This is a genomic window from Streptomyces noursei (assembly GCF_016917755.1).
In the GTDB taxonomy this organism is placed as follows: Bacteria; Actinomycetota; Actinomycetes; order Streptomycetales; family Streptomycetaceae; genus Streptomyces; species Streptomyces yunnanensis.
Genome location: NZ_CP070326.1, coordinates 6,452,325 through 6,475,447 on the forward strand (window position 1 = coordinate 6,452,325; position 23,123 = coordinate 6,475,447).

The following is a 23,123-nucleotide window of genomic DNA, read 5'->3' on the forward strand; positions in this document are numbered from 1 at the left end:
GCCGCCGTGACGGGCGCTCACCGACCCCCGACGTGCCCCGGCCGGGCGGCCCCGAACCCCGCCGCCACCTGCGGCACCAACAGCACCAGCAGCACCGCCAACGGCACCGCCCAGGTGCCCGAGGCGTCGTGGACGGCGCCCAGCACCGCCGGGCCGGTGGCGGCCAGGACGTATCCGAAGCACTGGGCCATGCTGGAGAGTTGGGCGGTGCGCCGGGCGTCCGGGGCGCGCTGGACGATGAACAGCAGCGCCAGGCTGATCGCCGCACCCTGGCCCAGGCCCAGCAACGTCATCCACAGGTACGTGCCGCCGACCGGCGCCGCCCAGATCCCGGCGAAGCCCGCCGCGCACAGCACCGCGCCCAGCGCGGCCAGCGTCCCCGCCCGCAGCCGGCGGCCGACGATCACCGGCGCCAGGAACGAGCCCGCGATCCCCAACAGCGAGGAGAACGACAGCATCCAGCCGGCGTCGCCCGCGCTCATCCCGGCGTCCTTGAGGATCGTCGGCAACCAGGCGGCGGCCGCGTAGTAGCTCAGCGACTGGAGCCCCATGTAGGCGGTGACCTGCCAGGCCAGCGGGGAGCGCCACAGACCGCGGACGGGGTGGGCGGCCTGCCGGGCGGCGGCCTCCGTCGCCGCGGCGCGGGAGCGGACCTGCGGCAGCCAGACGACCAGCGCGAGTACCGCCAGCGCGCCCCAACAGGCCAGCGTGGCCTGCCAGGAGAGCCCGGCGGCCTGCTGCACCGGGACGGTGACGCCGGCCGCCAGTGCCGCGCCGCCGAACAGCGACATCGAGTAGAGCCCGGTCATCAGGCCCGCCTTCGCCGGGAAGTCCCGCTTGATCAGGCCGGGCAGCAGGACGTTGGCGACGGCGATGCCGGCGCCGATCACGACGGTCCCGGCGAACAGCGCCACCACCGAGTCCAGCAGCCGCAGCCCGGTGCCCAGGCAGATCAGCACCATGGTGCCGAGCAGCGACCGCTCCGTGCCGAAGCGCCGGCCCAGCCGCGGCGCCACCGGCGCCAGCAGCCCGAAGCAGAGCAGCGGCAGCGCGGTCAGCAGGCTGGTGGCGGCCGCCGACATCCCGCTGTCGGCGCGGACGGTGTCGGCCAGCGGGGAGACCGCGACCAGCGCCGGGCGCAGGTTCAGCGCCAACAGGACGACGCCGGCGCCGAGGTGGAGGGCGCGCCGGCCGGTGGCGCCGGCGGGTGCGGGGGTGTCCCCGGCCGGGGACGTCGTCCCGCCGGCCGGCTGCGGCCGGGCCTCCGGTATGACCGATGCCGGTCCTTGACTCATGACCGGGGTTCCTCCTGTGTCGCGTCGTTACTGTCCGGGCCGTCCGCCGGTCGCGTCGGCGGCTCGCGGAGGGCGTCGGCGGCCTCCGCGAGGTGCGCCAGCGCGGCCCGCTCGGCGGCGTCCGGGTCGCGGGCCTCGATGGCGTCGACGATCGCGGCGTGCGCGTCGAACTGGTGGCGGACCGCGTCGGGCAGCAGTGGGGTGTCGACCACGGCCGCCAGCGCCTCCCGCAGGGCGTCGCTGAACTGCTCGTACAGCTCGGCCAGCAGGCTGTTGTGCGCCGCCGCCGCGACCGCCCGGTGGAAGCGCACGTCCGCCTCCACGAACCGGGGCACGTCGCCGGCCTCCCAGGCCCGGCCGCGCACCGCCAGCGCCTCCCGCAGCGCGGCCAGGTCCTCGTCCGTGCGGCGCTCGGCCGCATACCGCGCGGCGTCCCGCTCCAGGCAGGAACGGACCTCGTACGCCTCCAAGTTGGCGGCCCGGCGCAGTCGGCGCTGGACGGCCGCACCGAAACCGCTGCGGGCGCGGACGTAGGTCCCGTCGCCCTGCCGCGGCTCCAGCATTCCGGTGTGCACCAGGGCCCGGACCGCCTCGCGGACGGTGTTCCGGCCGACGTCCAGCTGCTCCACGAGCACCGGCTCGGCCGGGATCTTCGCGCCGACCGGCCACTCGCCGTCGGCGATCAGCCGCTCCATCTGCTCGATGACCAGCTCGACGAGGCTGGTGCGGGCGGTGCTGCGCAGCGGCATCGGCGTCGTCCTCTCGTCCGCGTTCCGCGGGTCCGCTCACGGCGGATGCCCGGCTTCAGGGCATCCGATTCCACCGGTGATGGGAACATCCCATGTTTAGCGGTGTCAAATGATCAGGCTTAACCTGGGGGCGGCGGTGGCCCGCCGGACACAGACAGGGAGACCCACGGACCCATGGACGAGCGAGCCCCCCGGCCGTTGCCCTGGCAGGGCGAGTGGCCGGTGATCGGCGCGGTGGCCGTCGGCGGTGCCCTCGGCGCCACGGCCCGCTACGCCGCCGGCCTGCTCTGGCCGACCCCCGAGGCCGCCTTCCCCTGGACCACCCTCGTGGTCAACGTGGTCGGCTGCGCGCTGATGGGCATCCTGATGGTGCTGATCACCGAGGTGTGGACGGGCCACCGGCTGCTCCGCCCGTTCCTGGGCACCGGCATCCTCGGCGGCTTCACCACCTTCTCCACCTACGCGGTGGACATCGGGCGCCTGGCAGCCGCCGGGCGGCTGCCGCTCGCCCTGGCCTACCTCGCCGGCACCCTGCTCGCCGCGCTGTCCGCGGTGGCGCTGGCCGGCGCCACCACCCGGGCGCTCCTCGGACTGCGGCGGCGACCGGCATGACGGACCACGCGGCGCCCGGTCCGGCGCCTTCGGTCGGGAGCCCGGCGCTGCGGCTGACCGTCGTCGTCGGCGAGCAGGACGCCTGGCACCACCGGCCGCTCTACGCGGAGATCGTGCACCGCGCCCGCGCCGCGGGCCTCGCCGGGGCGAGCGCCTTCCGCGGCGTCGAGGGCTTCGGGGCGACCTCACTGATCCACACCCAGCGGCTGCTGTCGCTCAGCGAGGAACTGCCGGTGGCGGTGGTCGTGGTGGACACCGAGGAGCGGGTGCGGGCGTTCCTGCCGCAGCTGACCGAACTCCTGGCGGGCGGGGGCCTGGTGACCCTCGACCCGTGCGAGATGATCGCGTTCCGGGGCCGGGCGGACGGGACCGCCGGCGGGGAGGGCACACACGGGTGAACTGGCTGCTGGTGGTGGCCGGTGCCATGGTCGGGGCACCGCTGCGCTTCCTCACCGACCGCTTCGTCCAGGCCCGGCACGACACCGTCTTCCCCTGGGGGACGTGGACCGTCAACGCCGTCGGCAGCCTGATCCTCGGCCTGCTGACCGGCGCGGTCGCCACCGGCGCCGCCGGGTCGCACACCCAACTGCTGCTCGGCACCGGCCTGTGCGGGGCGCTGACGACCTATTCGACGTTCTCCTACGAGACCCTGCGGCTGGCCACCGACGGGGCGCGCCGGTACGCCGCGCTCAACATCGTGCTGAGCCTGGCGGCCGGACTGACCGCCGCCGGCGCCGGGATGGCCCTCGCTCACGCCCTGTGGTCCTGACCCCGGGCGCCGGTCCGCCCAACTGCCCGCGCACACGGAAGCGGTGGGGCTCGACGAGGAGCCCCACCGCGTGGGTGGACGTACGGAATGCGAGGGCTGGTGGGGGGTACGGAGCCGGCCGCCAGGTACCGGCCCCGTCAGCCCGGGCCCGTCGTCCTCCCGACCGCCGTCAGCCCGGCCGGGGGACGGCGGACCGACCGCCGTGCCGCGTCCAGGGACGGCCGGGTGGGTCAGCCGCCGAAGCGGATCCCGGCCAGGCCGTTCGCCCAGAGCTGGTCGACCTGGGCGCGCTCGTTGGCGTCCGGCTGGGTGTTCTGGCAGGACGGGCCGGGCCCGCCACCGGACATCAGCTCGCTGCACGGACCCTCGTAGTGGTCCGGCAGGCCCAGCACGTGGCCGGTCTCGTGCGCCACGATGCGGGTGCGGTTGTACTGCTGGGCCTGGCTGTAGTCGATGAAGACGAAGCCCTTGCCGTGGCCGTCGGTGCTGGCGTACGAACCGCGCGGGTCGTTGCCCTCCTTGTACTGGAAGTCGCCGCCGCTGCCCGATTGCAGCTTGACGTTCTGCACCGCGCTGTTCCAGATCGAGGCGCTCTGGGATATCTCGTTCGCGAAGGTCGGAGCGGCGCTCGCGTCGTAGGTGACGGTGACCGACTTCAGGTGCGGGTTGGCCTTCAGCTTGGCCTGGGCCGACTTCATGACGGCCTGGAAGAACGCCTTGGTGTCCGCCTTCTCGGCCGCCGAACCGGTGTAGGCGGCGATCGAGGCGGGGGTGCTGTGGTGGGAGGCGGGGTGCGCGGCGGGGGAAGTCGCCGACACCGGGGCGGCCGCGGCGAACGCGGCGGCGAGGCCCAGACCGAGCGCAGCCGACAGCGCCGTCTTGGGAGATCTCATGTGGGGGGCTCCTTAATTTCCGAGAGGCCGTACGGCCGCCGTGTGGGGCGGCGGCCGGGGCCCTGCGGATTTCTTGGTGCCGTTGAGTGTGGACGGAGTTCACCCGTGGGGCGGAGATGCCAGGTGGCGATAGCGCGAGTCAATACCCTTGATGGCCATGGGCCAACGTGCTGGTGAAGCCCCGGAGTTCGGACCGCCCTGAGAGTCTGGTGTGAGCCGCGCCTGCGCGTTTATGCTCCGGGCGTGGAGCTTGAGGTAAGGCATCTTCGCGCCCTGTGCGCCATCGCCGACACCGGCAGCGTGCGCAAGGCGGCCCGACAGCTGGGGATGACGCAGCCTTCCTTGACGACCCAGCTCCACCGCATCGAGAAGGCCCTCGGCGGCCAGCTCTTCTTCCGGGAGCCGACCGGTAGCCGGCCCACCCCGCTCGGGCATTCCGTGCTCTGTCGCGCCCGGCCGATAGTGGCCGAGATGCGCGCGCTTGTCGAGGACATCGCCTCGGTCTCGGTCAGGGAGGAAGGCACCCGGCTGCGGATCGGCAGCACCAACAGCCCCGCCGTCGCCGGCTGGTTGCGCCGGCTGCGCGCCCGACTGCCGGAGACCGACACCACGATACGTACCGATGTGTCCGCCAACGCCCTGCTGCACATGGTGGCGATGGGGCAGCTCGACGCGGCCTTCGTGCACGAGGTCGAGGGCGCCCCGCTGCGCGTCCCCGACGGCCTGGTGGAGCGCGAACTCCTCGCCAGGGAACCACAGTTCATCGCCCTCGCGGAGAGCCACCCGGCGGCCGGGCGGACCGTCGTCCGGGTCGCCGACCTGGCCACCGACCAGTGGATGGTCGATCCGACGGTGGACGGCGAGTGGGCCGGACTGCGCCGGATCTGGTCGGCGGCCGGCATCAACCCCCGGGTGGTGCACGGCGATTACCTCACCGCCGTGGACCTCGTCATCGCCGGCGAGGTGGTCACCCCCTGCCAGCCCACCGCCCGCTCACGCCCCGGCATGGCCATCCGCCCGCTGCACTGTGACCCGCTGGCGGTCCGGCTCTTCATGGCCTGCCGGGCGGACGGCCCGCCGGCCGCCTCCGCCGACGAGCTGTTCGCCGACCTGACCGCCGCGTACACGGAGATCGCCTGGGCCAGCGAGGCGTACCACGACTGGCTGGTCCGGCACGGCGGCGTGCTGGCGCCCGGCCACTAGGGCGTCAGGGGCTTATAGGGCAGGGCTATCACCCACCCGTGACCGGCGGATCCGCCCCCCCGCCCGCGAAGGCGGCGCCCTTGCGCAAACGACCGCACATCACTGCAAACGACAGCACCCGGCCCGCCAGGGTCGCCGGGTTGCGGCGGTTCGCGGAACGGGTGCGGTCAGGGGACCAGGCGGTCGGGAGGACCGCCGGCCGAAGGGGATGACCCGGGCTCAGCCCTTCCTCGTCTCCGAGTAACGGGGTGGGTCGGTGACCTGCGGTGATGGTTGCCGCAGGTCACCGACCTGGCCTTTTGCTGATTGCTGGCGACGGGGTGCGGCGGTCTCGATCGGGTGTCCCGCGGACTGTGTGCGGACTGGGGCGGCGCGAGTGCGCCGGTTGCCGTCGGCCCCTGTGCCGTCGATGAACCAGTCGTAGATGAGCAACGTTGTGTCATCCGCGGCGTAGCCGCGGTCATCGGTCGGCGTCGTCCGACGCCCTGGCCGAGGAGGCGAAGCAGCTCACCAGCCCGATCGAGTCCGCCATGGGATGGGACGACGAGCAACAAGAGGAGAACCAGCTCGGGCGACGTCTTCTACCAGCTGGAGTACTAGCTGGAGTACTAGCGGTGGTGTGGAGGGATGGTGGCGGTGCTGGGCGCGGTCTCCGGCCAGACGAGGAGGACGGGGCAGGGGGCGTGGTCGATGACGAAGCGGCTGGTGGGGGCGAGGCTGCGGGGGCCGAGGTGGGTGCGGTCGCCGTCGCGGGCGAGGATGAGCAGGTCGGCGCCTTCTGCGGCGGCCACGACCTCGTGTTCGGCTCGGCCGGAGCGTTCCTGCCGGGTGCAGGGGCGTCCCAGTCGCGTGGCCGCGCTGGCCAGGAGTTGTTCGGCGGAGGCGGCGGCCAGGTGTTCCACTGCGGTGCCGGGGTCGCGGTCGGGGCGAGCGCGGCCCAGCAGTCCGGCGTAGGCGCCGTGTGCGGCGTCCGGTACCTCGTGGCCGGTGACGTGGAGCAGCACCGTGTCGGCGTCCGCGGGCGTGTGGGCGCGTGCGGCGTCGACGCAGGCGGGCCAGGTGCCCTCCACGATCCAGACGATGACGGTCACGGTGTTCAGCCTCCGATCGTGTGGAGTGAGGTCCACAGTGCCACCACCGCGAGCAGGAGGGCGGCCGGTACGGCGAGCAGGCCGAGTCGGGTGAACTCGCCCAGGGCCACGTCGGTGTCGTGTTCGCGCACGATGCGCCGCCACAGCAGGGTGGCCAGCGAGCCGGCGTAGGTGAGGTTCGGGCCGATGTTGACCCCGAGGAGGACGGCCAGGACGGCGCCGGGGCCGGTGGGGGCGGTCAGGGGGAGCAGGACCAGGACGGCGGGCAGGTTGTTGATGATGTTGGCCAGTACGGCTGCCAGGGCCGCGATGGCGAGGAGGGCCGGGAGGCTTGTGCCGCCGGGTACCAGGTGGCCCAGCGCGTCGGCCAGTCCGTTGTCGACCACGGCCCGGACCACGATGCCCAGGGCCAGGACGAAGGCGCAGAACGGCAGGGCCGCGGACCGGACGATCGCGGTGGGGGTGGTGCGGCGCCGGGCCAGCGCGCGGGCCGCCAGAACTGCAGCGCCCGCGGCGGCGGCCCAGGCCGGGTTGATGCCGACCGCCGAGGTCAGGACGAAGCCCGCCAGGGTGCCCGCCACGGTGATCAGGGCGAACAGCGGCAGTTCGCGGGGTTCGTCGGTGGGCGGGGTCTGGGCGCCGGCGTCCAGGTCGGCGGCGAAGAAGCGGCGGATGACGACGTACTCGGCACCGATCGCGACCAGCCAGGGCAGCGCCATCAGGGCGGCGAAGCGGGTGAAGCTCAGGCCGCTGGCGGCGAAAGCCAGCAGGTTGGTGAGATTGGAGACGGGCAGCAGCAGCGAGGCGGTGTTGGAGAGGTGGGTGCAGGCGTACACGTGCGGTTTGGCGCGGGCGCCCAGTCGGGCGGCGGTGGCGAACACCACCGGGGTCAGCAGCACCACCGTGGCGTCCAGGCTGAGCACCGCGGTGATCAGCGAGGCGATCACGAACACCAGCACCAGCAGGCGACGGGGGCGGCCGGCCGCCCTGCGGGCCATCCACGCGCCGCAGGCGTGGAACAGCCCTTCGTCGTCGCAGAGCTGAGCCAGGACCAGGACGGCCGCGAGGAAGCCGATCACCGGGCCCAGCCGGACTGCCTCGGCTGCCGCGTGGTCCAGGGAGATCGCGCCGGTGGCGATGACCACTCCGGCGGCGGGGACGGCCACGACCGCTTCCGGCCAGCCCCACGGCCGGATCACCGCGCAGGCCAGCACCGCCAGGAGCAGGGCGACAGAGAGGGCTTCTGCGAGTGCGGTGTTCAGGGTCGGAGCCTTTCGGAGGATGCCGGTGGTGAAAGGTCGCGCCGGATCGGCGGCGGCTGGCGTCGAGCACGTCGCGTTCGTGGGGAACACGCCGCAACCCTGGCAAATAGTAGAACATTAAACTAGCTGAGCATTGTCGACCTGGCGACCAGTGTCCAATGTGGTCGCACGCGCCCGACATGCCTTCGAGTCGATCGAGGACGGGCTGCGAAAGCATGTCGCGAAGTGAGCAAAACATGGAGGCCATGTGAAATATGGCCAACCTGGTGGCCGCTTGCACGCGCGTAAACCTCGCGTGACACCGAGGTCCCGGCGGTGCCTGCCTGCCGTGTCGAGCCAGGCGTAAATGACTGAAAATTGAACTAATGACCGACGGGCGCACTACGGTTTGCGGCGGTTGCTGTTCCACCGAGAGGAAACCCCTCATGACCGCCACCGACAGCGCACCGAGCACGGCCCGCATCCTCACCGGCTACCGCCCGGAGGACGGCTTCGTGGCCGTGGAGCTGAACCCGCCCCCCGCCGAGTACGTCTGGCACGACGAAGACGCCGAGCAGCAAGAGGAGCGGTACGGCCCGGGCGTGGGATACCACCAGTGGTTGGCCATCGACGCGCAGAGCGGTGCGGTCTGGTTCGGGGACGTCGACTGGCGGGCCTCGCGCGAGCACCTGGAGCGCCAGCTCCCCGGTGTCCCGCGCAGCGCACTCGGTGACGGGACGCTGCCGGCCCCCGGCGTTCTCGTGTACCTGCTGACCCACCTCGCGCACGACGAGCGGCGCGGCTACTCCTGGCGCTTCTTCACCGCCGAGGAGTTGCATGCGCTCGCGCTGCGCATCCTGCCCGCCGTACAGCGGCTCGTGGACTCGATACACCGTACGGGACCGGCCGGCGAACTGGAGTGGTCCGCCGAGGCCGCCACCGCCTGGGACGACATCGAGCAGGCCGCCACCTACGCCTTCGCCCCCTCCGGAGCTGTCGTCTGGCCCAGGCTCCGGATGAGCCCGGTCCCCGCGTGGCGGGTCGAGGTCAGCGCGTTCCTCGCGAGCAACCCCGACCTGTGCGACCCGTCCTGGGGAGTGGCCACCGACGCGGAACTGGAGGCTTACGCCGACTACCGGCCCGAGGCGGGCTACGGCGGTGTCCCGGGGCGGATGTGCCGCGCCGCCGACCGGCAGATCGAGGACGGTTTCACCTTCTACGGCCACCGCGCCGCCCTGTACGCCTATCGCGCCCAGGCGTGCGGCGACCGTTCCCCGACCGAGGCCCGCACCTGGCTGGAGACGACAGAGGCCGGCAGGGGCACCTGGGAGGCGGCCAAGCCCCCCGGAGCCACGCTCGCCGATGTGCCGGACTGCGTGCTGGCGGCCCTGGCAGAACGCTTCCAGAGCGCCGCGCACGAGGAGGGGTTGGTCCTGACGGGCCTGTCCGCCTATCTGCAGCGGTTGCGCGCCGACGAACGGGCCTCCGTCGACCGGCAGCTCGTCTACGAAGGCGAGGAGGTCGAACGTCTCGAAAGCATGCTCAAGGACTTCCGCGCCGCGCGGAACCGCACCGTGACCCGGATCCTGGCGTGGGCCGACGGCCGCGACGACGCGGAGATAGCCCGCCTGGCCTCCATCTCCCATGACTACGTCCGTGACTGGCGGGCCCGCCTGACCACCGAACAGGCCACGGCGACGCCTTAGGCGTGTGGTGAGCGGCGGCGCGGGCCGCGCAAATGGCCCCGGCACGCACTCGGCGGTAGCGGTGTCCCCTGCTACGGCGCTGGCTCGCCTATGTAGGGCAGTGACCCGGACGCGCCCATTGATCAGAGCTACGTGCCCGGGTCGAGGAGACCGGCGGGCGACCGCCACCCGTCGACCACGTTCTGCCCCGGTCGCGCCGGCGCCGCAGACGTTCAGCTTAGGTGATCGAGATGCTGCCGCACGCTGTCGGCCAGGTCGGAGTAGAACGGCACTCGGGCAGCCGCCTGAAGGATTTCGGTGCAGGCGGTCAGCTCCCCGACTCGGCCGGTCGGAGTGCCCAGGACGTGGGCGAACTCCACGCGGACCCGTTCGGCAAGGTCCGGGATGGGGAGGGAGTGCAGGTAGAGGGTGGCGGCGTCGTGGCCGACAGGGGCGGCGCCCCAGCCCTCCCAGTCGAGGAGGGACAGCGGAGGGCTGGTGAGGTTGGCCCAGTGGAGGTCCCCGTGCCCGGTGGTCCAGGCGATCTCGCCAGGGGTGATGCCGGTGTATTCCGGGACGCGGCGGCGGATGTACTGCTCACGGACCGCCTCCCTACTGGTGGGGACGCGTGAGAGGCGGTCCAGGGCCTGGTGGAGGTTGTGCCACCAGGTATCCGACAACTCCACGCTGTGATGGAGGACCGGACTTCGGGACACCGGCGGCGTGGTGACGTACTCGTACAACTCTGCCCGGTAGTCCCAGCCGTCGGCTGGCCAGTCCACCAAGTCGATCAGCCGTGGCCGGGGCACGGCGGGAGGCACGAGCCGTTCTGCCTCCCTGGGGCCTTCCCACAGCTTCCCGCCTGCTTTGCCCTCGGGGTCGCTGACCAGCCGCAGCCAGGCGGGGCTGTCCGCGGCCATGGCGGCCCCGGCAGGCTCCGGCCGGCATATCCCCACACCTCCCCGCCCGCGGCGCCTGTGAGGTCTAGCAGGTCGTAGGCGTGGGCGCGGGCGGAGAGCATGCGGTCCTGGCCGCCCGCGCTCATCACCACTCGACCTTCCCCGTCGACCTCGTACCACGCACCCGAGGCGGTGAGGCGGACCTGGAGGTGTTCGTCGGCGGGGATACCGCCGACGAACGGCAGAGACGGCATCGGCCGACCCGGATCCATCGCGCCCCGCGCGCAGAGGAACTCCTCGATCACCCCGTCGTGCAGGGCTGAGGTGAACTCCTTCAAAAGCGCCGCCAAGTGGGCCACCTGTTCCTCGCGGGAAGCGAAGTGGGGGAGGTGTTGGCGCGAACGGTGGCCGAGGCCCGCAGCTGGTCCGCCAGCCAGGCGAGCAGGTCGGCGCCCGTGGTGGGTTTCAGGCCGCAGGTCAGGTGCAGGGATCGGTCTTCTGCGGCGGCCACGGCATGCCACCAGCCGCGGGGCAGGTAGAGCATGTCGCCGGCGCGCAGGACGATCTCGGCGATCGACTCACCTTGGGGCGGTTCGGGTGCTTCGACGTCGATACGGAGCGGGGCGATGCGGGTGGGTTCGTGGATCTTCCACCTTTTGGCGCCTTCGAGTTGGACGACCACCACATCGTGGTCGTCGAAGTGGAGACCGAACCCCTCCTTCGAGGTCCACGACGCATAAAGGTTGACCTGCACGTCGGTACGAAGGTGCCGTTCCAGTGCTTCGGCGAAGTGCTCCACCCTGCGGTGCAAGGTGTCGACCGCGTCCAGGACGAGCGAAGCGCCTTTGTTGAGCTGGTGGTGGAGGTTGCCCGGCTCGATGCGGTGCCAGACAGTGTGGCGCTTGGTGACCACTGGGTGGGCGTAAGCGTGCTGGGGGACCTGGGCGCCGTCGTTGAACAGCCGCAGCCGCGGGGGTTCGAGGCGGTGCCGGGCGATGATCTCGTTGAGGTCGTCCCAGGTGAACAGGTCGGAGAAGTCGCCGACTTGTGGCCAGAGCCGATAGGTGCGGCCGAACGCCTCGGCGGGGAAGTCCCCGCCGAGGCTCCGGACCGCCGCGGTGATGGCGGTCATCTTCTACTGGCTCCGATCAGTCGTTGCCGTCGCCCTTGCCGGTGCCGCCGCCGTCGCTCAGGCAGTCCTGGGCAGGGCGGCCTTCACCGTGCGCTTCGAGACGATCAGGTTGTCCACCTCGTACTCCCTTCTCTCTTTTCGGTTCCCCCGCCGAGGTTTCGGCGGGAAGCTATGGGGCCGCCTACGACGGCGGTTCGGTGTCAGGGGCGGCGACCGAGGCAGCCACGGCGTGGTCGCCGTCGTGCTGGACGACCAACGCCGCCAGGAGAGTCAGGCCGGCGGTGGTGCCCAGCAGCCACACCCTCGCCAGCCACACGTCCAACCGCGGGTCTCCGCCGCGGTGGCGGCCCGTCACCGGTCACCGGCCGCCATGTCGGGGTTCAGGTGCCGGTGGAAAGACAGCAGGCACCTGGCGAGGGCCTGGAGGCGGTGGGTGGCCGAGACCAGGCCGTTGCCGGGTCCGGCTCGGAGCTGGAACTCGGCCCCGGCGATGGCTTGGCGCCAAGCACCGTCTTGCGGCCGGTGCTCGTTGACGTGCTCTTTGGCCTGGTCGACCAGCGGGGCGAGGTGCCCCTTGAGGGTGTCGATCAGCCGGAGGCCTCGTCGTACGGCGGGAGCGTGGTCCGAGAGCGCAGTGCGGCGGCGATGTCGGCCTGGCACTGGTCACTGCCGATACCCGTGGTGGGCGGGAGTGGGGCGGTGCGGGTGGTTGCCATGCTGCGACTCCTCGAAGACGGGGGTGGTCAACCGCCGCCGCCTGGGGCGAGGAGAGGCCGGCCGTGCGCGGTCCCTGGCGGCGGAGAAGAGTCCACCGCCGTGAGGAAGGGCAGATCCGCAAACGCTTTGCGACCTCGCAAACCGCTTGCGGGCCAGCTCAATTGAGGGGGACTCCAGCGCGACCGGCGAAGGCGCGGACGCCGGGAAGAGCCCGGTCATGGTGGAGCAGGCCGCTGGCGATGCCCTTGACCGAACCGCGGCGGATTTCCTGCGGTGCGGCCCGCTCGGCGGCCAGCAGGGCTCGGTAGCACTGTTCGGGCTTGCCGAGCAGGTGTCGCTCGCGGCTCTTCGGCCTTCCTCTCCCGTGAGGTGTGATGTTTCCCGTCCGGGCCGCTATTCCGTAGTACCGCGGCAGAGTCCCTCGACGCGGAACCACAATCCCGGGGCGTAGACCGAATGGATGACGGCCTCCTGCCCTCTCGTGACCCGCAGGATTCTCAGGGCGCCACTGGGCAGCACGTCGTATTGATAACTGATCTCGGAATTTCCCTCGACGGCGTCGTCGTAGGAGATATCCGGCGTACGTGCTTTCGCGTATTCCTTCGGCGGACGATTTTCCACCAACTTGATGAAGACGCTCATGGGCCAACAGTAAGGGCGTCTCGCGAGCTCCGCCTTCTGGGATGAGACGGTACGGGCGCCGACTGGGTGGGGCCTCACGCCTGGTTCACAGCAGCCCTGGTCAGGGGAGCGGTCGCTTTCGTCCGTTGGTTCCGGTCATACGGATTCGACGGCTTGCCGGCTGCCTTTCCGGAGGCCGGGACCGCGGGCTGTACAGGGCATGCGCCGCCCTTGTCACGCCTCGCTGCCCTGCGGGCGGTCGTCTCTCTGTGGCTGGCTGGCCGCCAGCCAGGACCGCGCGGGCCCGGCGGGATGTGCGGTGTCCACGGTGAGCTGGAGCCGGGTGCCGCCGTCGTGGCCGGCCGGGTAGCTACGCTGCTCGGTGGAATCGAAGCAATGCCGGAGAACGTCTGCCACGCGACGGGCGATCTCGGGGGAAGCCGCGATGATGCGAACGTCGGCGTACCCGGCCCGGGGCAAAGGTTCCGCAGGGTTCATGCCAGCCTCGTTTTCTGGATGATGTGAGGTGGTCTCCGGTGGGTATGGCGTGGTGCGAGCCTACGTCACGCTCGCCGCCCCGGCTGGAGAACAGCCGGTGCCGTCTGCGGTCTCCGTGAGGGCGGCCACGGGTAAGGGAAAGCCCGCCGGGTCGGTTGCCGGCCGCGGTCGGTTCCTGATTTTGTCGCCATGCCCCAGCACAGCTTCCGGAGGACGAAACCGCTCGGGCGCGAGGAGTACAGTGGGGGCAACTGAGCCTTCGCCGGGTGGCCACCGACATCGTCGGGCGGCGCGTCGAATTCTCGAAGGCGGACAGAAACGCCATGACCGATTCCGATGTTCCTCGTGTCCCAGGACTTTTGCCGAGCGCGATCCATCGATCCGTGAAACCCGGGACGGCACTTCTGCGGCTGGAGACCACGCAAGCCCGTGAGGGGATCCTGGATGGCGCGTGGTGGCCACGTTCCCGCGACATAGGTGCAGAGCTTCCCGCGCTGGTCAGTGCCCTGGCCGAGCACCTTGGCCCCATCACACGCGTGGGCTTGGACGCGAGCGCCTGGGCGGAGCTGCCGACGCGGCTTACGATCGACAACCGCGTGGTCCACCTCGATTCCTTCCCGATCGGTGACGACACGGTTCTCATCACCCGGGGCGACAACGATCACTTCGCCCTGCTGGTGGTACCGCCCGATACGGCACCCGACGCCGCGCGCGCCGCGATGGCCAGGGCAGTGCGGACCGACAACGTGACGCAGGCCCGACAGATCCTCATCGAAACCGGCAGCACCCGGCAGACCTAAGCGCCGCGGGACGCGGCGCGGCCGAGGAAGCACAGCCGGCCCTGATGATGGGGCCACGAGGACGACAGCCTGCGAGGCCCAGGAGCGACGGACTGCCAGCTCACGTCCTGCCGAGGGTTACCTGCGGTGGCCCTGTCGGTGACCATTGGCAATGGGCGGCGTCGTGGCCGTCGGCGCTGTAGCTCGGTAGTTCCCGCGGGTATGTGAGCTGCGGCGTGTTGCAGCTGCAGGGCGCTTGTCGGGCTGGATGGCGATGTGCCAGTTGAGGACCTCGGCGGGGTGTTCGGCGCTGTCGAGTTCTCGCCGGGCGGCGACTTCTGCCAGGAGGTGCCGCCGGTTTTGGCCGGCGGTTTCAGCGCGGGCGAGGGTGGTGGTCAGGGCGGGCTAGGTGGGGTCCCCGGCAGCGTGCGCAACGTCTAGGACGTCCTCGTCCGCGTCGCGACGGCCGCCGTCGAGGACAAGGTCATCGCCACGAGCCCGTGCAAGCGGATCACGCTGCCGGCCATCTCGGACGAGGAGGTCAGGCCCGCCGAAGACCGCCAAGTCCCGGCGCACGGTCCCGGTCGGAGGGGTCGTCACGGACGCCCTCCTCGCGCACCTCGCCGCACGGCCCTCGAAGGAGTGGCTGTTCACGATGGAGGAGGGGGAGCCCCTCAACTACAGCCGCTGGAAGACCGAGTGGAGGTGCGCCCGCAAGGCACTGCAGAAGGCGGAGAACGAGGCGGCCGAGCGCGAGGGGCGCCGGCCCGTCGAGCGGCCGCACATGGTGACGCACGACCTGAGGCACTTCCACGCCGCCGCGCTCATCGCGGGAGGGGCCAGCGTGAAGCAGGTTCAGCTGGTGCTCGGTCACGCGTCCGCGGTCATCGCGCTGCGGATCTACGTGCACCTGTGGCCGGGCGAAGAAGACCGCACCCGGTCCGTCATGGACGCCGTGCTCGGCGGCTTGCGGACCGGGTGCGGACAGGGCGACGCTGCGAGTAAGGAAACCGCAGGTCAGACGGCATGATCCAAGATCAAGCCTTCTTCGTCTCCCAGAAGATCTTGTCGATCTCGGCGATGAGCTCCAGGGCCTTCGTGCCCGTCTTCGGGTCGTTCGAAGCCTTGGCCGCGCTGAGGGCCTTGAGCGTGTCGTTGACCAGCTGGTGGAGCTGCGGGTACTTCTCGAAGTGCGGGGGCTTGAAGTAGTCGCTCCACAGCACCGAGATGTGGTGCTTGGCCAGCTCGGCCCGCTGCTCCTTGATCAGGACGGCGCGGGTGCGGAAGTCCGCGTCCTCGTTGGCCTGGTACTTCTCCTGTACGGCCTTGACCGACTCGGCCTCGATGCGGGCCTGGGCCGGGTCGTACACGCCGCAGGGCAGGTCGCAGTGCGCGCTGACCTTGACCTTGGGGGCGAACAGGCGGGAAAGCATGTTCAGTCCTTCCTCGTGATCGTCTTCTCACGTGCGAGATTACTCGGTGCGGGAAGGCTTTTCTCGGGTGCCCCGGGGGTCTTAGGGCAAAAGTCCGGTGGCGGGCCGGGACTGATGGAGGATGGTCTGGTGAAGGTCGCACAGGGGCTGGACCGGGAGGTACGAATGCCGGAGCGGGTGCGCGAGCCGGAGCAGGACAGCGGCGGCGGCGCGGAGCCGGTGCGGGGCGGGCCGCTGCGGTCGTTCGGGTTGGCGGAGGTCTACAACCCGTCGATGGTGCCGACGCTCCGGCCGGGGGACCATCTGGTGGTCCGGTACGGCGCGGTGGTGCGTCCCGGTGATGTGGTCGTGCTGCGGCACCCGTTCCGGCAGGACCTGCTGATCGTCAAGCGCGCGGTGGAGCGGCGGGACGGCGGCTGGTGGGTGCGCGGCGACAACCCGTACGTGGAGAACGACAGCCGGGAGTTCGGCACGGTCCCCGACGACCTGGTGATCGCCCGGGCGTGGCTGCGGGTGCGCTCGCCGCGCGGGCTTCAGCGCTCGCCGCGGGCCGCGCTCGCTTGGGGCTCCTGGGCGCTGTCGGCGGTGCGGCCGCTCTCCAGGCGCTTGCGGGCGCGGTAGGCGGCGACGTTGGCGCGGGTGGCGCAGCGGTCGGAGCAGTAGCGCCGCGAGCGGTTGGTCGAGGTGTCCAGATAGGCGTTGCGGCAGGGCTTGGCCTCGCAGATGCCCAGCCGGTCCACGCCGAGCTCGGTGAGGTGGAAGGCCAGGCCCATGCAGGCGGTCGCGGTGAAGCCGGCGGTGGCGTTGGCGGCGTGGTCGGCGATGTGCATGTGCCACTTGGGGCGGCCTCCCCCACTCCCGACTCCTCCCCCACTCTCGACTCCGTTCGAGCGGGGGGACCCCCATGAGCGGGAGGTGCCCCCATCGTCGCGGTACTCGTGGCCGGAGATCTGTGGGCTGACCGGGAACTCCATCATCAGCGCGTTCAGCAGGTCCACGGCGAGCACCTCGTCGCCGCGGTCGGCGGCCTCGAAGACCGCGCGGAGCCGGGCGCGGACCGTGCGCAGCCGCGTGACGTCGCTCTCGGTGGCCCGCCGGGCGGCCTGCTGGGCACCGCCGAAGAGCTCGCGGACCGCCTCGACCGACGTCAGGGTGTCCTCGCCGCGCTCGGGCTGCTCGGTGTTGACCAGTCGCACGGCGTAGTCCGAGTAATAGGTCAGTTCCACTTGTAGTCCTTACGGGACGCGCCCGGGGTGCGGGTGCCCACCTGCGTAATGGGTGTTGTCACTACGAGGGTATTACGACCCGTCCGGTCCGTGGCGCGGGGCCGCCTGACGGCGGTCGTGCCGATCCGCTGCGCGGGGCTGTTGGGTGCGGTGACGGGCCGGAGGGGGTGGGAAATACAGGTGCGTCCACCCTCACGCCGGTGGTCTGCTCACGGTCACCACTCGACAACGAACCCGCAGGGGACCACCGGCATACGCCCCTACCCACCGTCTTCATGACCACCCACGGGAGGGGACGGGTCTGCGGGGTGGGGGTTGTCCGGACGTAAAGCGCAGCAGTCCGGACAACCCCCACCCCACAGACCCGTCACCGCTGCCGAAAAGCCCCGCGCAGCGGCACCGCCCCGCGCAGCGGCACCGCCCCGCGCAGCGGCACGCAGCGGACCCGCAACACCCCGCCGTCAGGCGGGCACGCAGCGGACCCGCCCCGCGCAGCGGACCCGCCGCGGCCCCCTAAGGTCACAGCACCTTGGACAGGAACGACTGGGTTCGCTCGTGCTGCGGGTTGGTGAGCACATCGCGCGGGTGGCCGGATTCCACCACCACGCCGTTGTCCATGAACACCAGGGAGTCGCCGACCTCGCGGGCGAAGCCCATCTCGTGGGTCACCACGACCATCGTCATGCCGTCGGCCGCCAGGTCCTTCATGACGTCCAGGACGTCGCCGACCAGCTCCGGGTCGAGGGCCGAGGTCGGCTCGTCGAAGAGCATCAGCTTCGGCTCCATGGCCAGGGCCCGGGCGATCGCCACCCGCTGCTGCTGGCCGCCGGAGAGCTGCGAGGGGTAGTTGCCGGCCTTGTCGGCCAGCCCGACCCGCTCCAGCAGTGCGCCCGCCCGCTCCCGCGCGGCTGCCTTGGACTCGCCCTTGACCTGGACCGGCGCCTCCATGATGTTCTCCAGCGCGGTCATGTGCGGGAAGAGGTTGAAGCGCTGGAAGACCATGCCGATGTCCCGGCGGCGGGCGGCGACCTCGCGGTCGCGCAGCTCGTAGAGCTTGCCGTTGTGCTCGCGGTAGCCGACCAGTTCGCCGTCGACCGACAGCCGGCCGGCGTTGATCTTCTCCAGGTGGTTGATGCACCGCAGGAACGTCGACTTGCCGGAACCGGACGGGCCGATCAGGCAGAAGACCGCGCCGGGCGCCACCTCCAGGTCGATGCCCTTGAGGATGTGCGCGGTGCCGTAGGACTTGTGGACGCCCTCGGCCTTCACCATCGGGACGGTGGCCTCGCCGGAGTCCTTCTCCGCGGTCGTGCTCGTGGTCTTGCTCATGCCGTACCTCCGGCACGGTTCGGGCCGGCCAGCTTCGCCTTGAGGCGCTGGAACGGGGTGGGCGGAAGCTGGCGGCTGGAGCCGCGGGCGTAGTAGCGCTCCAGGTAGTACTGGCCGATGCTGAGCACCGTCGTGGCGATCAGGTACCAGGCGGCGGCCAGGATCAGCATCTCGACCACCACGCCGGAGTCCCGGCCGACGTTCTGCGCGGCCTGGAGGAGGTCGTAGTACTGCACCGCGATCACCAGGGACGAGGTCTTGAGCATGTTGATGACCTCGTTGCCGGTCGGCGGCACGATCACCCGCATCGCCTGCGGCACGACGATCCGGCGCAGCGTCTTGCCGTGGCTCATGCCCAGCGCGTGCGCCGCCTCGGTCTGGCCCTCGTCGACGGCGTTCAGGCCGGCCCGACAGATCTCGGCCATGTACGCGGCCTCGTTGAGGCCGAGGCCGAGCAGCGCGCACAGGAACGGGGTCATGAAGTCCGACCACTCGTCCTTGTAGATCGGCATGATGTCGATGTACTGGAAGACCAGGCCGAGGTTGAACCACAGGAAGAGCTGGACGTAGACCGGGGTGCCGCGGAAGAACCAGACGTAGAACCACGCCACGGACTTGGTGACCGGGTTCTTGGACTGTCGCATGACGGCCAGGACCACGCCCAGCACGATGCCGATCACCATCGACAGCACGGTGATCCACAGGGTGTTGCGCAGGCCCTTGAGGATGTCCGCGTTGAACATGTACTCCGGTATCGCGCCCCAGTTGACCTTCCCGGAGGCGAAGGCCCGGACGAGCAGGACCAGCAGCCCGATGACGACGAGGGCGGCGACCCAGCGCCCGTAGTGGCGGACCGGTATGGCTTTGATGGGTTCGGGCTGGGCCGGCGGAGCGGACGCCGGCGGCTCGGCCGGCTTGTCGACGTCAACTGACACGAAGGTTGCCTTTCAGCGTGTGGCGGGAGAGGCGTGAGGGCGGCCGCGCGGAGCGCGCCGGCGAGGGGGGACGGGCCGCCGGCTCAGGTGCCGCCGTTGATCTGCACTTCCTTGACCCCGGCGTCCTTGACGTTCCACTTGGCCAGGACGCCGTCGTACGCGTGGTTCTTGATCACCAGCTCCACGGCCGCCTTGAGCGCGTCGCGCAGCTGCTCCTGGCCCTTGGGGACGGCGATGCCGTACGGGGCCGCCTTGAGCGGGGCGCCGCCGACCATCTGGAAGTCGTTGCCGCCGCCGGAGACCTTCACCGCGTAGGCCGCGACCGGGTAGTCGCTGGAGACCGCGTCCACACCGCCGGTCCGCAGCCGGGTCTGGGCCTCGGAGTCGTTGTCGAACGCCTCGATGGAGATCGGCTGTTCGCCGCCCGCCTCACACGCCTTGGACTTGTCCTTGGCCAGGTCGTGGGAGACGGTGCCGCGCTGCACGGCGAGCTTCTTGCCGCACATGGTCTCCCAGCCGTCGATGCCCTTGGTCTTGCCCTTCTGGGTGTAGAGCGAGACACCGACGTTGAGGTAGTCCACGAAATCGACGCCCTCACCGATCTTCTTGCCGGTGGTGGAGTCGATGCCCTGCTGGCGGTCCTTGGTGTCCGTCATGGCCGACATCGCGAGGTCGTAGCGCTTGGACTTCAGGCCGCCCATGAGGGTGTCGAAGGTGGCGTTGTTGAAATTGAGCTTGATGCCCAATTCCTTGCCGATTGCCGCCGCGAGATCCGGATCGATGCCTTCCACCGCGCCGTTCGAGCGGAACTCCACCGGCTTGTAGGTGATGTCCGAGCCGACCTGGAGCATCCCCTTGTCCTGGACGTCCTTGGGGAGCTTGTTGAAGAGCGGGGCGTGCGGATTGCGGTTCTTCGCCGCCTCCCGTCGGGCGATCGCCGCGTCGGTCTGGTCACCGCAGGCGCTGAGCAGCAACAGCGATGCGGTGACCGTGGCTATCGCGGCGGCAGTCTTGACGGACTTACCGGACCTGCCGGCCGCCGCGCGACGGGTGGTGTCTGCGGTCATGCGGATCCTCCTGCGGATGGGTAACCGACGTGCCAGTGTGGGCAGCCGATGTGCTGGTGAGAAGGGGGTGTGCACACACCTTTGGGCACCTTTGAGCGTCGCGCCCTCGGTCGGTGACGGAATCCTGCCATCCGCGCTCCGGTATGCGGACTGTTGCGCAGGTCAAAATCGGATAACGGACGAGCGAGGGTGATCGTCGGCCGCGTCCCACAAGGGGAAACGCCGCTCACCAGTCGGGAAGGCGGTGATCGCGAACGCGGGGGTGTCTCGGAATTCGGACAGTCGCGGGGGATCTTCGGCGATTTCCGCCATTCCATCACTAATGTCGGAGCTCTGTACCGACAGGTAACGAATCTAACTCGTCGCGCTGGACGCACGTCCGGTAGAAAGGTTCGTTACACCCCTCATCCGGGGCTCAGGGCGCGTGTGCGGCGCGCCCGGCGTCCGTACCTCCCCCCGCGCGGCGGCTATCCGCAGCGCAGGGCGCGGGCGCGGTGCCCGCCCACTCCCCAACCAGGGAGTGGCCACCCTCAACAGATTTACGACAAAGGGGTCAGAGAAAAGTGGCAGCGGAGATCGTCAATCCTCGCAGCGACAGTGAGACAGGCGTCGAAGGAGGCGCGGACGGCACGTCCGGCGAACTCTTCGACCCGGCCTTCGCGCTGCATCGTGGCGGCAAGATGGCCATTCAGGCAACTGTGCCGGTGCGCGACAAGGACGACCTGTCCCTCGCGTACACGCCGGGCGTGGCCAAGGTGTGCAGCGCCATCGCCGAGCGTCCCGAGCTCGTGCACGACTACACGTGGAAGTCCCAGGTCGTGGCAGTGGTCACGGACGGCACCGCGGTGCTGGGCCTGGGCGACATCGGGCCGGAAGCCTCCCTCCCCGTGATGGAGGGCAAGGCCATCCTCTTCAAGCAGTTCGGCGGCGTGGACGCGGTCCCGATCGCGCTCGCGACCACCGACACCGACGAGATCGTGGAGACCGTCGCCCGGCTCGCGCCGTCCTTCGGCGGCGTCAACCTGGAGGACATCTCGGCGCCCCGGTGCTTCGAGATCGAGCGCAAGCTCCAGGAGCGGCTGGACATCCCGGTCTTCCACGACGACCAGCACGGCACCGCCGTGGTCACCCTGGCCGCGCTGCGCAACTCCGCCAAGCTCACCGGGCGCGAGCTCGGCGACCTGCGGGCGGTCATCTCGGGTGCCGGCGCGGCCGGTGTCGCCATCGCCAAGATCCTGGTCAACGCCGGCATCGGTGACGTCTCGGTCTGCGACCGCAAGGGCATCGTCTCGGCGGACCGTGAGGACCTCACGGACGTCAAGCGCGAGCTGGCCGACTTCACCAACAAGGCGGGCCTGACCGGTTCGCTGGAGACAGCGCTGGACGGCGCCGACGTCTTCATCGGCGTCTCCGGCGGCACGGTGCCGGAGGAGGCGGTGGCGAAGATGGCGAAGGACTCGCTGATCTTCGCGATGGCCAACCCCAACCCGGAGATCCACCCGGACGTCGCCCACAAGTACGCCGCCGTGGTCGCCACCGGGCGCAGCGACTTCCCGAACCAGATCAACAACGTGCTCGCCTTCCCGGGCATCTTCGCCGGCGCCATGCAGGTGCGCGCCTCGCAGATCACCGAGGGCATGAAGCTCGCCGCCGCGGAGGCGTTGGCTGCCGTCGTCGCCGACGAGTTGAGCGCGGACAAGGTCATCCCCTCGCCGTTCGACGAGCGGGTCGCCCCGGCGGTCACCGCCGCCGTCGCGGCCGCCGCCCGTGCGGAGGGCGTCGCCCGGCGCTGACCTGCCACCGTCGCGGACACCACTGACGGGCCGGGCCGGCATCCCTCGCGGGTGCGGGCCCGGCCCGTCGGGCATCCGCGGCGATGGCCGGAAACGGTGGGCGGAATCCGGCCGTCCGAGGCCCGTGCGGGCGGCGCGCGTCACACTCGCGCCCGCTGTCGCCGGGGGCGCCCGCGCCCTACGTTGGGATCATGTTTGCTGCCTACGCCGCCCGCATCGACCGCGACCAGCCGCTGAACGGCCTCGAATTGGGGGACCGCCCGGCCCCCGCCGCCCGCCCCGGCTGGACCACCGTCGACGTCAAGGCCGCCTCCCTCAACCACCACGACCTGTGGACGCTGCGCGGCGTCGGGATCACCGAGGACTCGCTCCCGATGATCCTCGGCTGCGACGCCGCCGGCATCGACGAGCACGGCAACGAGGTCGTCCTGCACTCCGTCATCGGGCAGACCGGCCACGGCGTCGGACCCGACGAGAAGCCCTCGATCCTCACCGAGCGCTACCAGGGCACCTTCGCCGAGCGGGTCACCGTGCCGACCTGGAACGTCCTCCCCAAGCCCGCGGAGCTCTCCTTCGCAGAGGCCGCCTGCCTGCCCACCGCCTGGCTGACCGCGTACCGGATGCTGTTCACCAACGCCGGGGTCCGGCCCGGGGACAGCGTGCTGGTCCAGGGTGCCGGCGGCGGCGTGGCGACCGCCGCCATCGTCCTGGGTGCCGCCGCGGGCCTGCGGGTCTTCGCCACCAGCCGGGACGAGGCCAAGCGCAAGCGCGCCGTGGAGCTGGGCGCCGAGGCGGCGTTCGCGAGCGGCGAGCGGCTGCCCCGGCGGGTGGACGCGGTGATCGAGACGGTCGGCGCCGCCACCTGGTCGCACTCGGTGAAGTCGCTGCGGCCCGGCGGCACCCTGGTCATCTCGGGTGCCACCAGTGGTTTCACGCCCAAGAACGGGGAGCTCAACCGGATCTTCTTCCTGGAGCTGAAGGTCGTGGGCTCGACGATGGGCAGCAAGGAGGAACTGGCCGGCCTGCTCGACTTCTGCGCCGCCAAGGGCATCCGGCCGGTGATCGACTCCACGCTGCCGCTGGACCGGGCCCGCGAGGGCTTCGCGAAGATGGCCGAGGGGGAGCTCTTCGGGAAGATCGTGCTGACGGTCTGACG

The 23,123-nt window shown here is 70.9% G+C and carries 28 protein-coding genes and 1 pseudogene; 12 read left to right on the plus strand and 17 right to left on the minus strand.

Features of this window, described 5'->3' with window-relative positions; genetic code table 11:
- Positions 1–17 precede the first annotated feature (17 nt).
- Together JNO44_RS28325 and JNO44_RS28330 are read right to left on the minus strand one after the other, a co-directional pair.
- Positions 18–1,295, minus strand: coding sequence for a CynX/NimT family MFS transporter (locus JNO44_RS28325; RefSeq protein ID WP_205366627.1), 1,278 nt, complete (start codon positions 1,293–1,295; stop codon positions 18–20).
- On the minus strand, positions 1,292–2,044 hold the full coding sequence (locus JNO44_RS28330; protein WP_205366628.1) for a FadR/GntR family transcriptional regulator: 753 nt from the start codon (positions 2,042–2,044) through the stop codon (positions 1,292–1,294). Before JNO44_RS28330 ends, JNO44_RS28325 begins: the two co-directional genes overlap by 4 nt.
- A 174-nt stretch (positions 2,045–2,218) precedes the next feature.
- Here JNO44_RS28330 and JNO44_RS28335 point away from each other — a divergent pair, with 174 nt between their 5' ends.
- The 3 genes from JNO44_RS28335 to crcB are packed head-to-tail and all read left to right on the plus strand — an operon-like array spanning position 2,219 to position 3,425.
- Positions 2,219–2,656, plus strand: coding sequence for a fluoride efflux transporter FluC (locus JNO44_RS28335; protein WP_205366629.1), 438 nt, complete (start codon positions 2,219–2,221; stop codon positions 2,654–2,656).
- On the plus strand, positions 2,653–3,054 hold the full coding sequence (locus JNO44_RS28340; protein ID WP_067347028.1) for a DUF190 domain-containing protein: 402 nt from the start codon (positions 2,653–2,655) through the stop codon (positions 3,052–3,054). The genes JNO44_RS28335 and JNO44_RS28340 overlap by 4 nt, the downstream gene beginning before the upstream one ends.
- Positions 3,051–3,425 carry a fluoride efflux transporter CrcB gene (gene crcB / locus JNO44_RS28345; RefSeq protein ID WP_205366630.1) on the plus strand — a complete coding sequence of 125 codons (375 nt, stop codon included), beginning with the start codon at positions 3,051–3,053 and terminating at the stop codon, positions 3,423–3,425. Before JNO44_RS28340 ends, crcB begins: the two co-directional genes overlap by 4 nt.
- Before the next feature lie 230 nt (positions 3,426–3,655).
- On the opposite strand, the gene snpA is transcribed toward crcB, so the two are convergent.
- Positions 3,656–4,318: a snapalysin gene (gene snpA / locus JNO44_RS28350; protein WP_067347024.1), complete on the minus strand. Its 663-nt coding sequence runs from the start codon at positions 4,316–4,318 to the stop codon at positions 3,656–3,658.
- A 243-nt stretch (positions 4,319–4,561) separates the two neighbouring features.
- On the opposite strand from snpA, the gene JNO44_RS28355 reads away from it, so the two are divergent.
- Positions 4,562–5,521 carry a LysR family transcriptional regulator gene (locus JNO44_RS28355; RefSeq protein WP_039632852.1) on the plus strand — a complete coding sequence of 320 codons (960 nt, stop codon included), beginning with the start codon at positions 4,562–4,564 and terminating at the stop codon, positions 5,519–5,521.
- A gap of 608 nt (positions 5,522–6,129) precedes the next feature.
- On the opposite strand, the gene JNO44_RS28360 is transcribed toward JNO44_RS28355, so the two are convergent.
- Both JNO44_RS28360 and JNO44_RS28365 read right to left on the minus strand, forming a co-directional pair.
- The gene (locus tag JNO44_RS28360) at positions 6,130–6,612 is read right to left on the minus strand and encodes a universal stress protein (RefSeq protein ID WP_205366631.1); all 483 of its coding nucleotides are present in this window, start codon (positions 6,610–6,612) and stop codon (positions 6,130–6,132) included.
- A 5-nt stretch (positions 6,613–6,617) separates the two neighbouring features.
- The gene (locus JNO44_RS28365; protein WP_205370665.1) at positions 6,618–7,874 is read right to left on the minus strand and encodes an SLC13 family permease; all 1,257 of its coding nucleotides are present in this window, start codon (positions 7,872–7,874) and stop codon (positions 6,618–6,620) included.
- A 425-nt stretch (positions 7,875–8,299) separates the two neighbouring features.
- On the opposite strand from JNO44_RS28365, the gene JNO44_RS28370 reads away from it, so the two are divergent.
- Positions 8,300–9,559: a hypothetical protein gene (locus tag JNO44_RS28370; RefSeq protein WP_205366632.1), complete on the plus strand. Its 1,260-nt coding sequence runs from the start codon at positions 8,300–8,302 to the stop codon at positions 9,557–9,559.
- Positions 9,560–9,771: 212 nt separating this feature from the next.
- Here the strand turns inward: JNO44_RS28370 and JNO44_RS28375 are convergent, their stop codons facing one another.
- Complete coding sequence (locus JNO44_RS28375) at positions 9,772–10,458, minus strand: phosphotransferase family protein (protein WP_240167688.1); 687 nt, start codon at positions 10,456–10,458, stop codon at positions 9,772–9,774.
- A gap of 80 nt (positions 10,459–10,538) precedes the next feature.
- Here JNO44_RS28375 and JNO44_RS43745 point away from each other — a divergent pair, with 80 nt between their 5' ends.
- Positions 10,539–10,760 (plus strand): hypothetical protein, encoded by a 222-nt coding sequence (locus tag JNO44_RS43745; protein ID WP_240167689.1) that lies wholly within the window; start codon positions 10,539–10,541, stop codon positions 10,758–10,760.
- Positions 10,761–10,771: 11 nt separating this feature from the next.
- On the opposite strand, the gene JNO44_RS43750 is transcribed toward JNO44_RS43745, so the two are convergent.
- The 6 genes from JNO44_RS43750 to JNO44_RS28395 all read right to left on the minus strand — a co-directional run bounded on the left by JNO44_RS43750 (position 10,772) and on the right by JNO44_RS28395 (position 13,405).
- The gene (locus tag JNO44_RS43750) at positions 10,772–11,569 is read right to left on the minus strand and encodes a cupin domain-containing protein (RefSeq protein WP_240167690.1); all 798 of its coding nucleotides are present in this window, start codon (positions 11,567–11,569) and stop codon (positions 10,772–10,774) included.
- Positions 11,570–11,750: 181 nt separating this feature from the next.
- Positions 11,751–11,891: a hypothetical protein gene (locus JNO44_RS28385; RefSeq protein ID WP_205366634.1), complete on the minus strand. Its 141-nt coding sequence runs from the start codon at positions 11,889–11,891 to the stop codon at positions 11,751–11,753.
- Positions 11,892–11,920: 29 nt separating this feature from the next.
- On the minus strand, positions 11,921–12,160 hold the full coding sequence (locus JNO44_RS45195; protein WP_420882757.1) for a DUF6415 family natural product biosynthesis protein: 240 nt from the start codon (positions 12,158–12,160) through the stop codon (positions 11,921–11,923).
- A complete protein-coding gene (locus JNO44_RS44540; protein WP_275695773.1) occupies positions 12,157–12,285 on the minus strand; it encodes a hypothetical protein in 129 nt (42 codons plus the stop codon). The genes JNO44_RS45195 and JNO44_RS44540 overlap by 4 nt, the downstream gene beginning before the upstream one ends.
- Before the next feature lie 394 nt (positions 12,286–12,679).
- Positions 12,680–12,928, minus strand: a complete 249-nt coding sequence (locus JNO44_RS28390) for a hypothetical protein (RefSeq protein ID WP_205366635.1) — start codon at positions 12,926–12,928, stop codon at positions 12,680–12,682.
- A gap of 213 nt (positions 12,929–13,141) precedes the next feature.
- Positions 13,142–13,405, minus strand: a complete 264-nt coding sequence (locus tag JNO44_RS28395) for a hypothetical protein (protein WP_205366636.1) — start codon at positions 13,403–13,405, stop codon at positions 13,142–13,144.
- Between the two features lie 323 nt (positions 13,406–13,728).
- On the opposite strand from JNO44_RS28395, the gene JNO44_RS28400 reads away from it, so the two are divergent.
- The 3 genes and pseudogenes from JNO44_RS28400 to JNO44_RS28405 form a co-directional block, all read left to right on the plus strand.
- A complete protein-coding gene (locus JNO44_RS28400) occupies positions 13,729–14,205 on the plus strand; it encodes a DUF5994 family protein (RefSeq protein WP_205370667.1) in 477 nt (158 codons plus the stop codon).
- Between the two features lie 255 nt (positions 14,206–14,460).
- Positions 14,461–14,625 (plus strand): hypothetical protein, encoded by a 165-nt coding sequence (locus JNO44_RS45200; RefSeq protein WP_420882776.1) that lies wholly within the window; start codon positions 14,461–14,463, stop codon positions 14,623–14,625.
- A pseudogene (locus JNO44_RS28405) lies at positions 14,602–15,214 on the plus strand (tyrosine-type recombinase/integrase); the annotation flags it as partial. The gene JNO44_RS45200 and the pseudogene JNO44_RS28405, both read left to right, overlap by 24 nt.
- A gap of 7 nt (positions 15,215–15,221) precedes the next feature.
- On the opposite strand, the gene sodN reads toward JNO44_RS28405, so the two are convergent.
- Positions 15,222–15,617 carry a superoxide dismutase, Ni gene (sodN, locus tag JNO44_RS28410; RefSeq protein WP_073443512.1) on the minus strand — a complete coding sequence of 132 codons (396 nt, stop codon included), beginning with the start codon at positions 15,615–15,617 and terminating at the stop codon, positions 15,222–15,224.
- Positions 15,618–15,782: 165 nt separating this feature from the next.
- Between sodN and sodX the strand changes: the two genes are divergently transcribed.
- Entirely contained in the window at positions 15,783–16,238 is a 456-nt protein-coding gene (gene sodX / locus JNO44_RS28415) for a nickel-type superoxide dismutase maturation protease (RefSeq protein WP_039640859.1), read from the plus strand.
- On the opposite strand, the gene JNO44_RS28420 is transcribed toward sodX, so the two are convergent.
- From JNO44_RS28420 to JNO44_RS28435, 4 genes are all read right to left on the minus strand, one after another.
- Positions 16,151–16,843 carry a CGNR zinc finger domain-containing protein gene (locus JNO44_RS28420; protein WP_205366637.1) on the minus strand — a complete coding sequence of 231 codons (693 nt, stop codon included), beginning with the start codon at positions 16,841–16,843 and terminating at the stop codon, positions 16,151–16,153. The two genes, sodX and JNO44_RS28420, sit on opposite strands and share 88 nt — an antisense overlap.
- A 519-nt stretch (positions 16,844–17,362) precedes the next feature.
- Positions 17,363–18,115: an amino acid ABC transporter ATP-binding protein gene (locus JNO44_RS28425; protein WP_205370668.1), complete on the minus strand. Its 753-nt coding sequence runs from the start codon at positions 18,113–18,115 to the stop codon at positions 17,363–17,365.
- A 53-nt stretch (positions 18,116–18,168) separates the two neighbouring features.
- Positions 18,169–19,107, minus strand: a complete 939-nt coding sequence (locus tag JNO44_RS28430; RefSeq protein ID WP_205366638.1) for an amino acid ABC transporter permease — start codon at positions 19,105–19,107, stop codon at positions 18,169–18,171.
- A gap of 83 nt (positions 19,108–19,190) precedes the next feature.
- A complete protein-coding gene (locus tag JNO44_RS28435) occupies positions 19,191–20,174 on the minus strand; it encodes an ABC transporter substrate-binding protein (RefSeq protein ID WP_205366639.1) in 984 nt (327 codons plus the stop codon).
- 563 nt (positions 20,175–20,737) lie between these two features.
- Here JNO44_RS28435 and JNO44_RS28440 point away from each other — a divergent pair.
- Entirely contained in the window at positions 20,738–21,967 is a 1,230-nt protein-coding gene (locus JNO44_RS28440) for an NAD(P)-dependent malic enzyme (protein WP_205366640.1), read from the plus strand.
- 191 nt (positions 21,968–22,158) lie between these two features.
- Positions 22,159–23,121, plus strand: coding sequence for a zinc-binding dehydrogenase (locus JNO44_RS28445; RefSeq protein ID WP_039632840.1), 963 nt, complete (start codon positions 22,159–22,161; stop codon positions 23,119–23,121).
- Positions 23,122–23,123 lie beyond the last annotated feature (2 nt).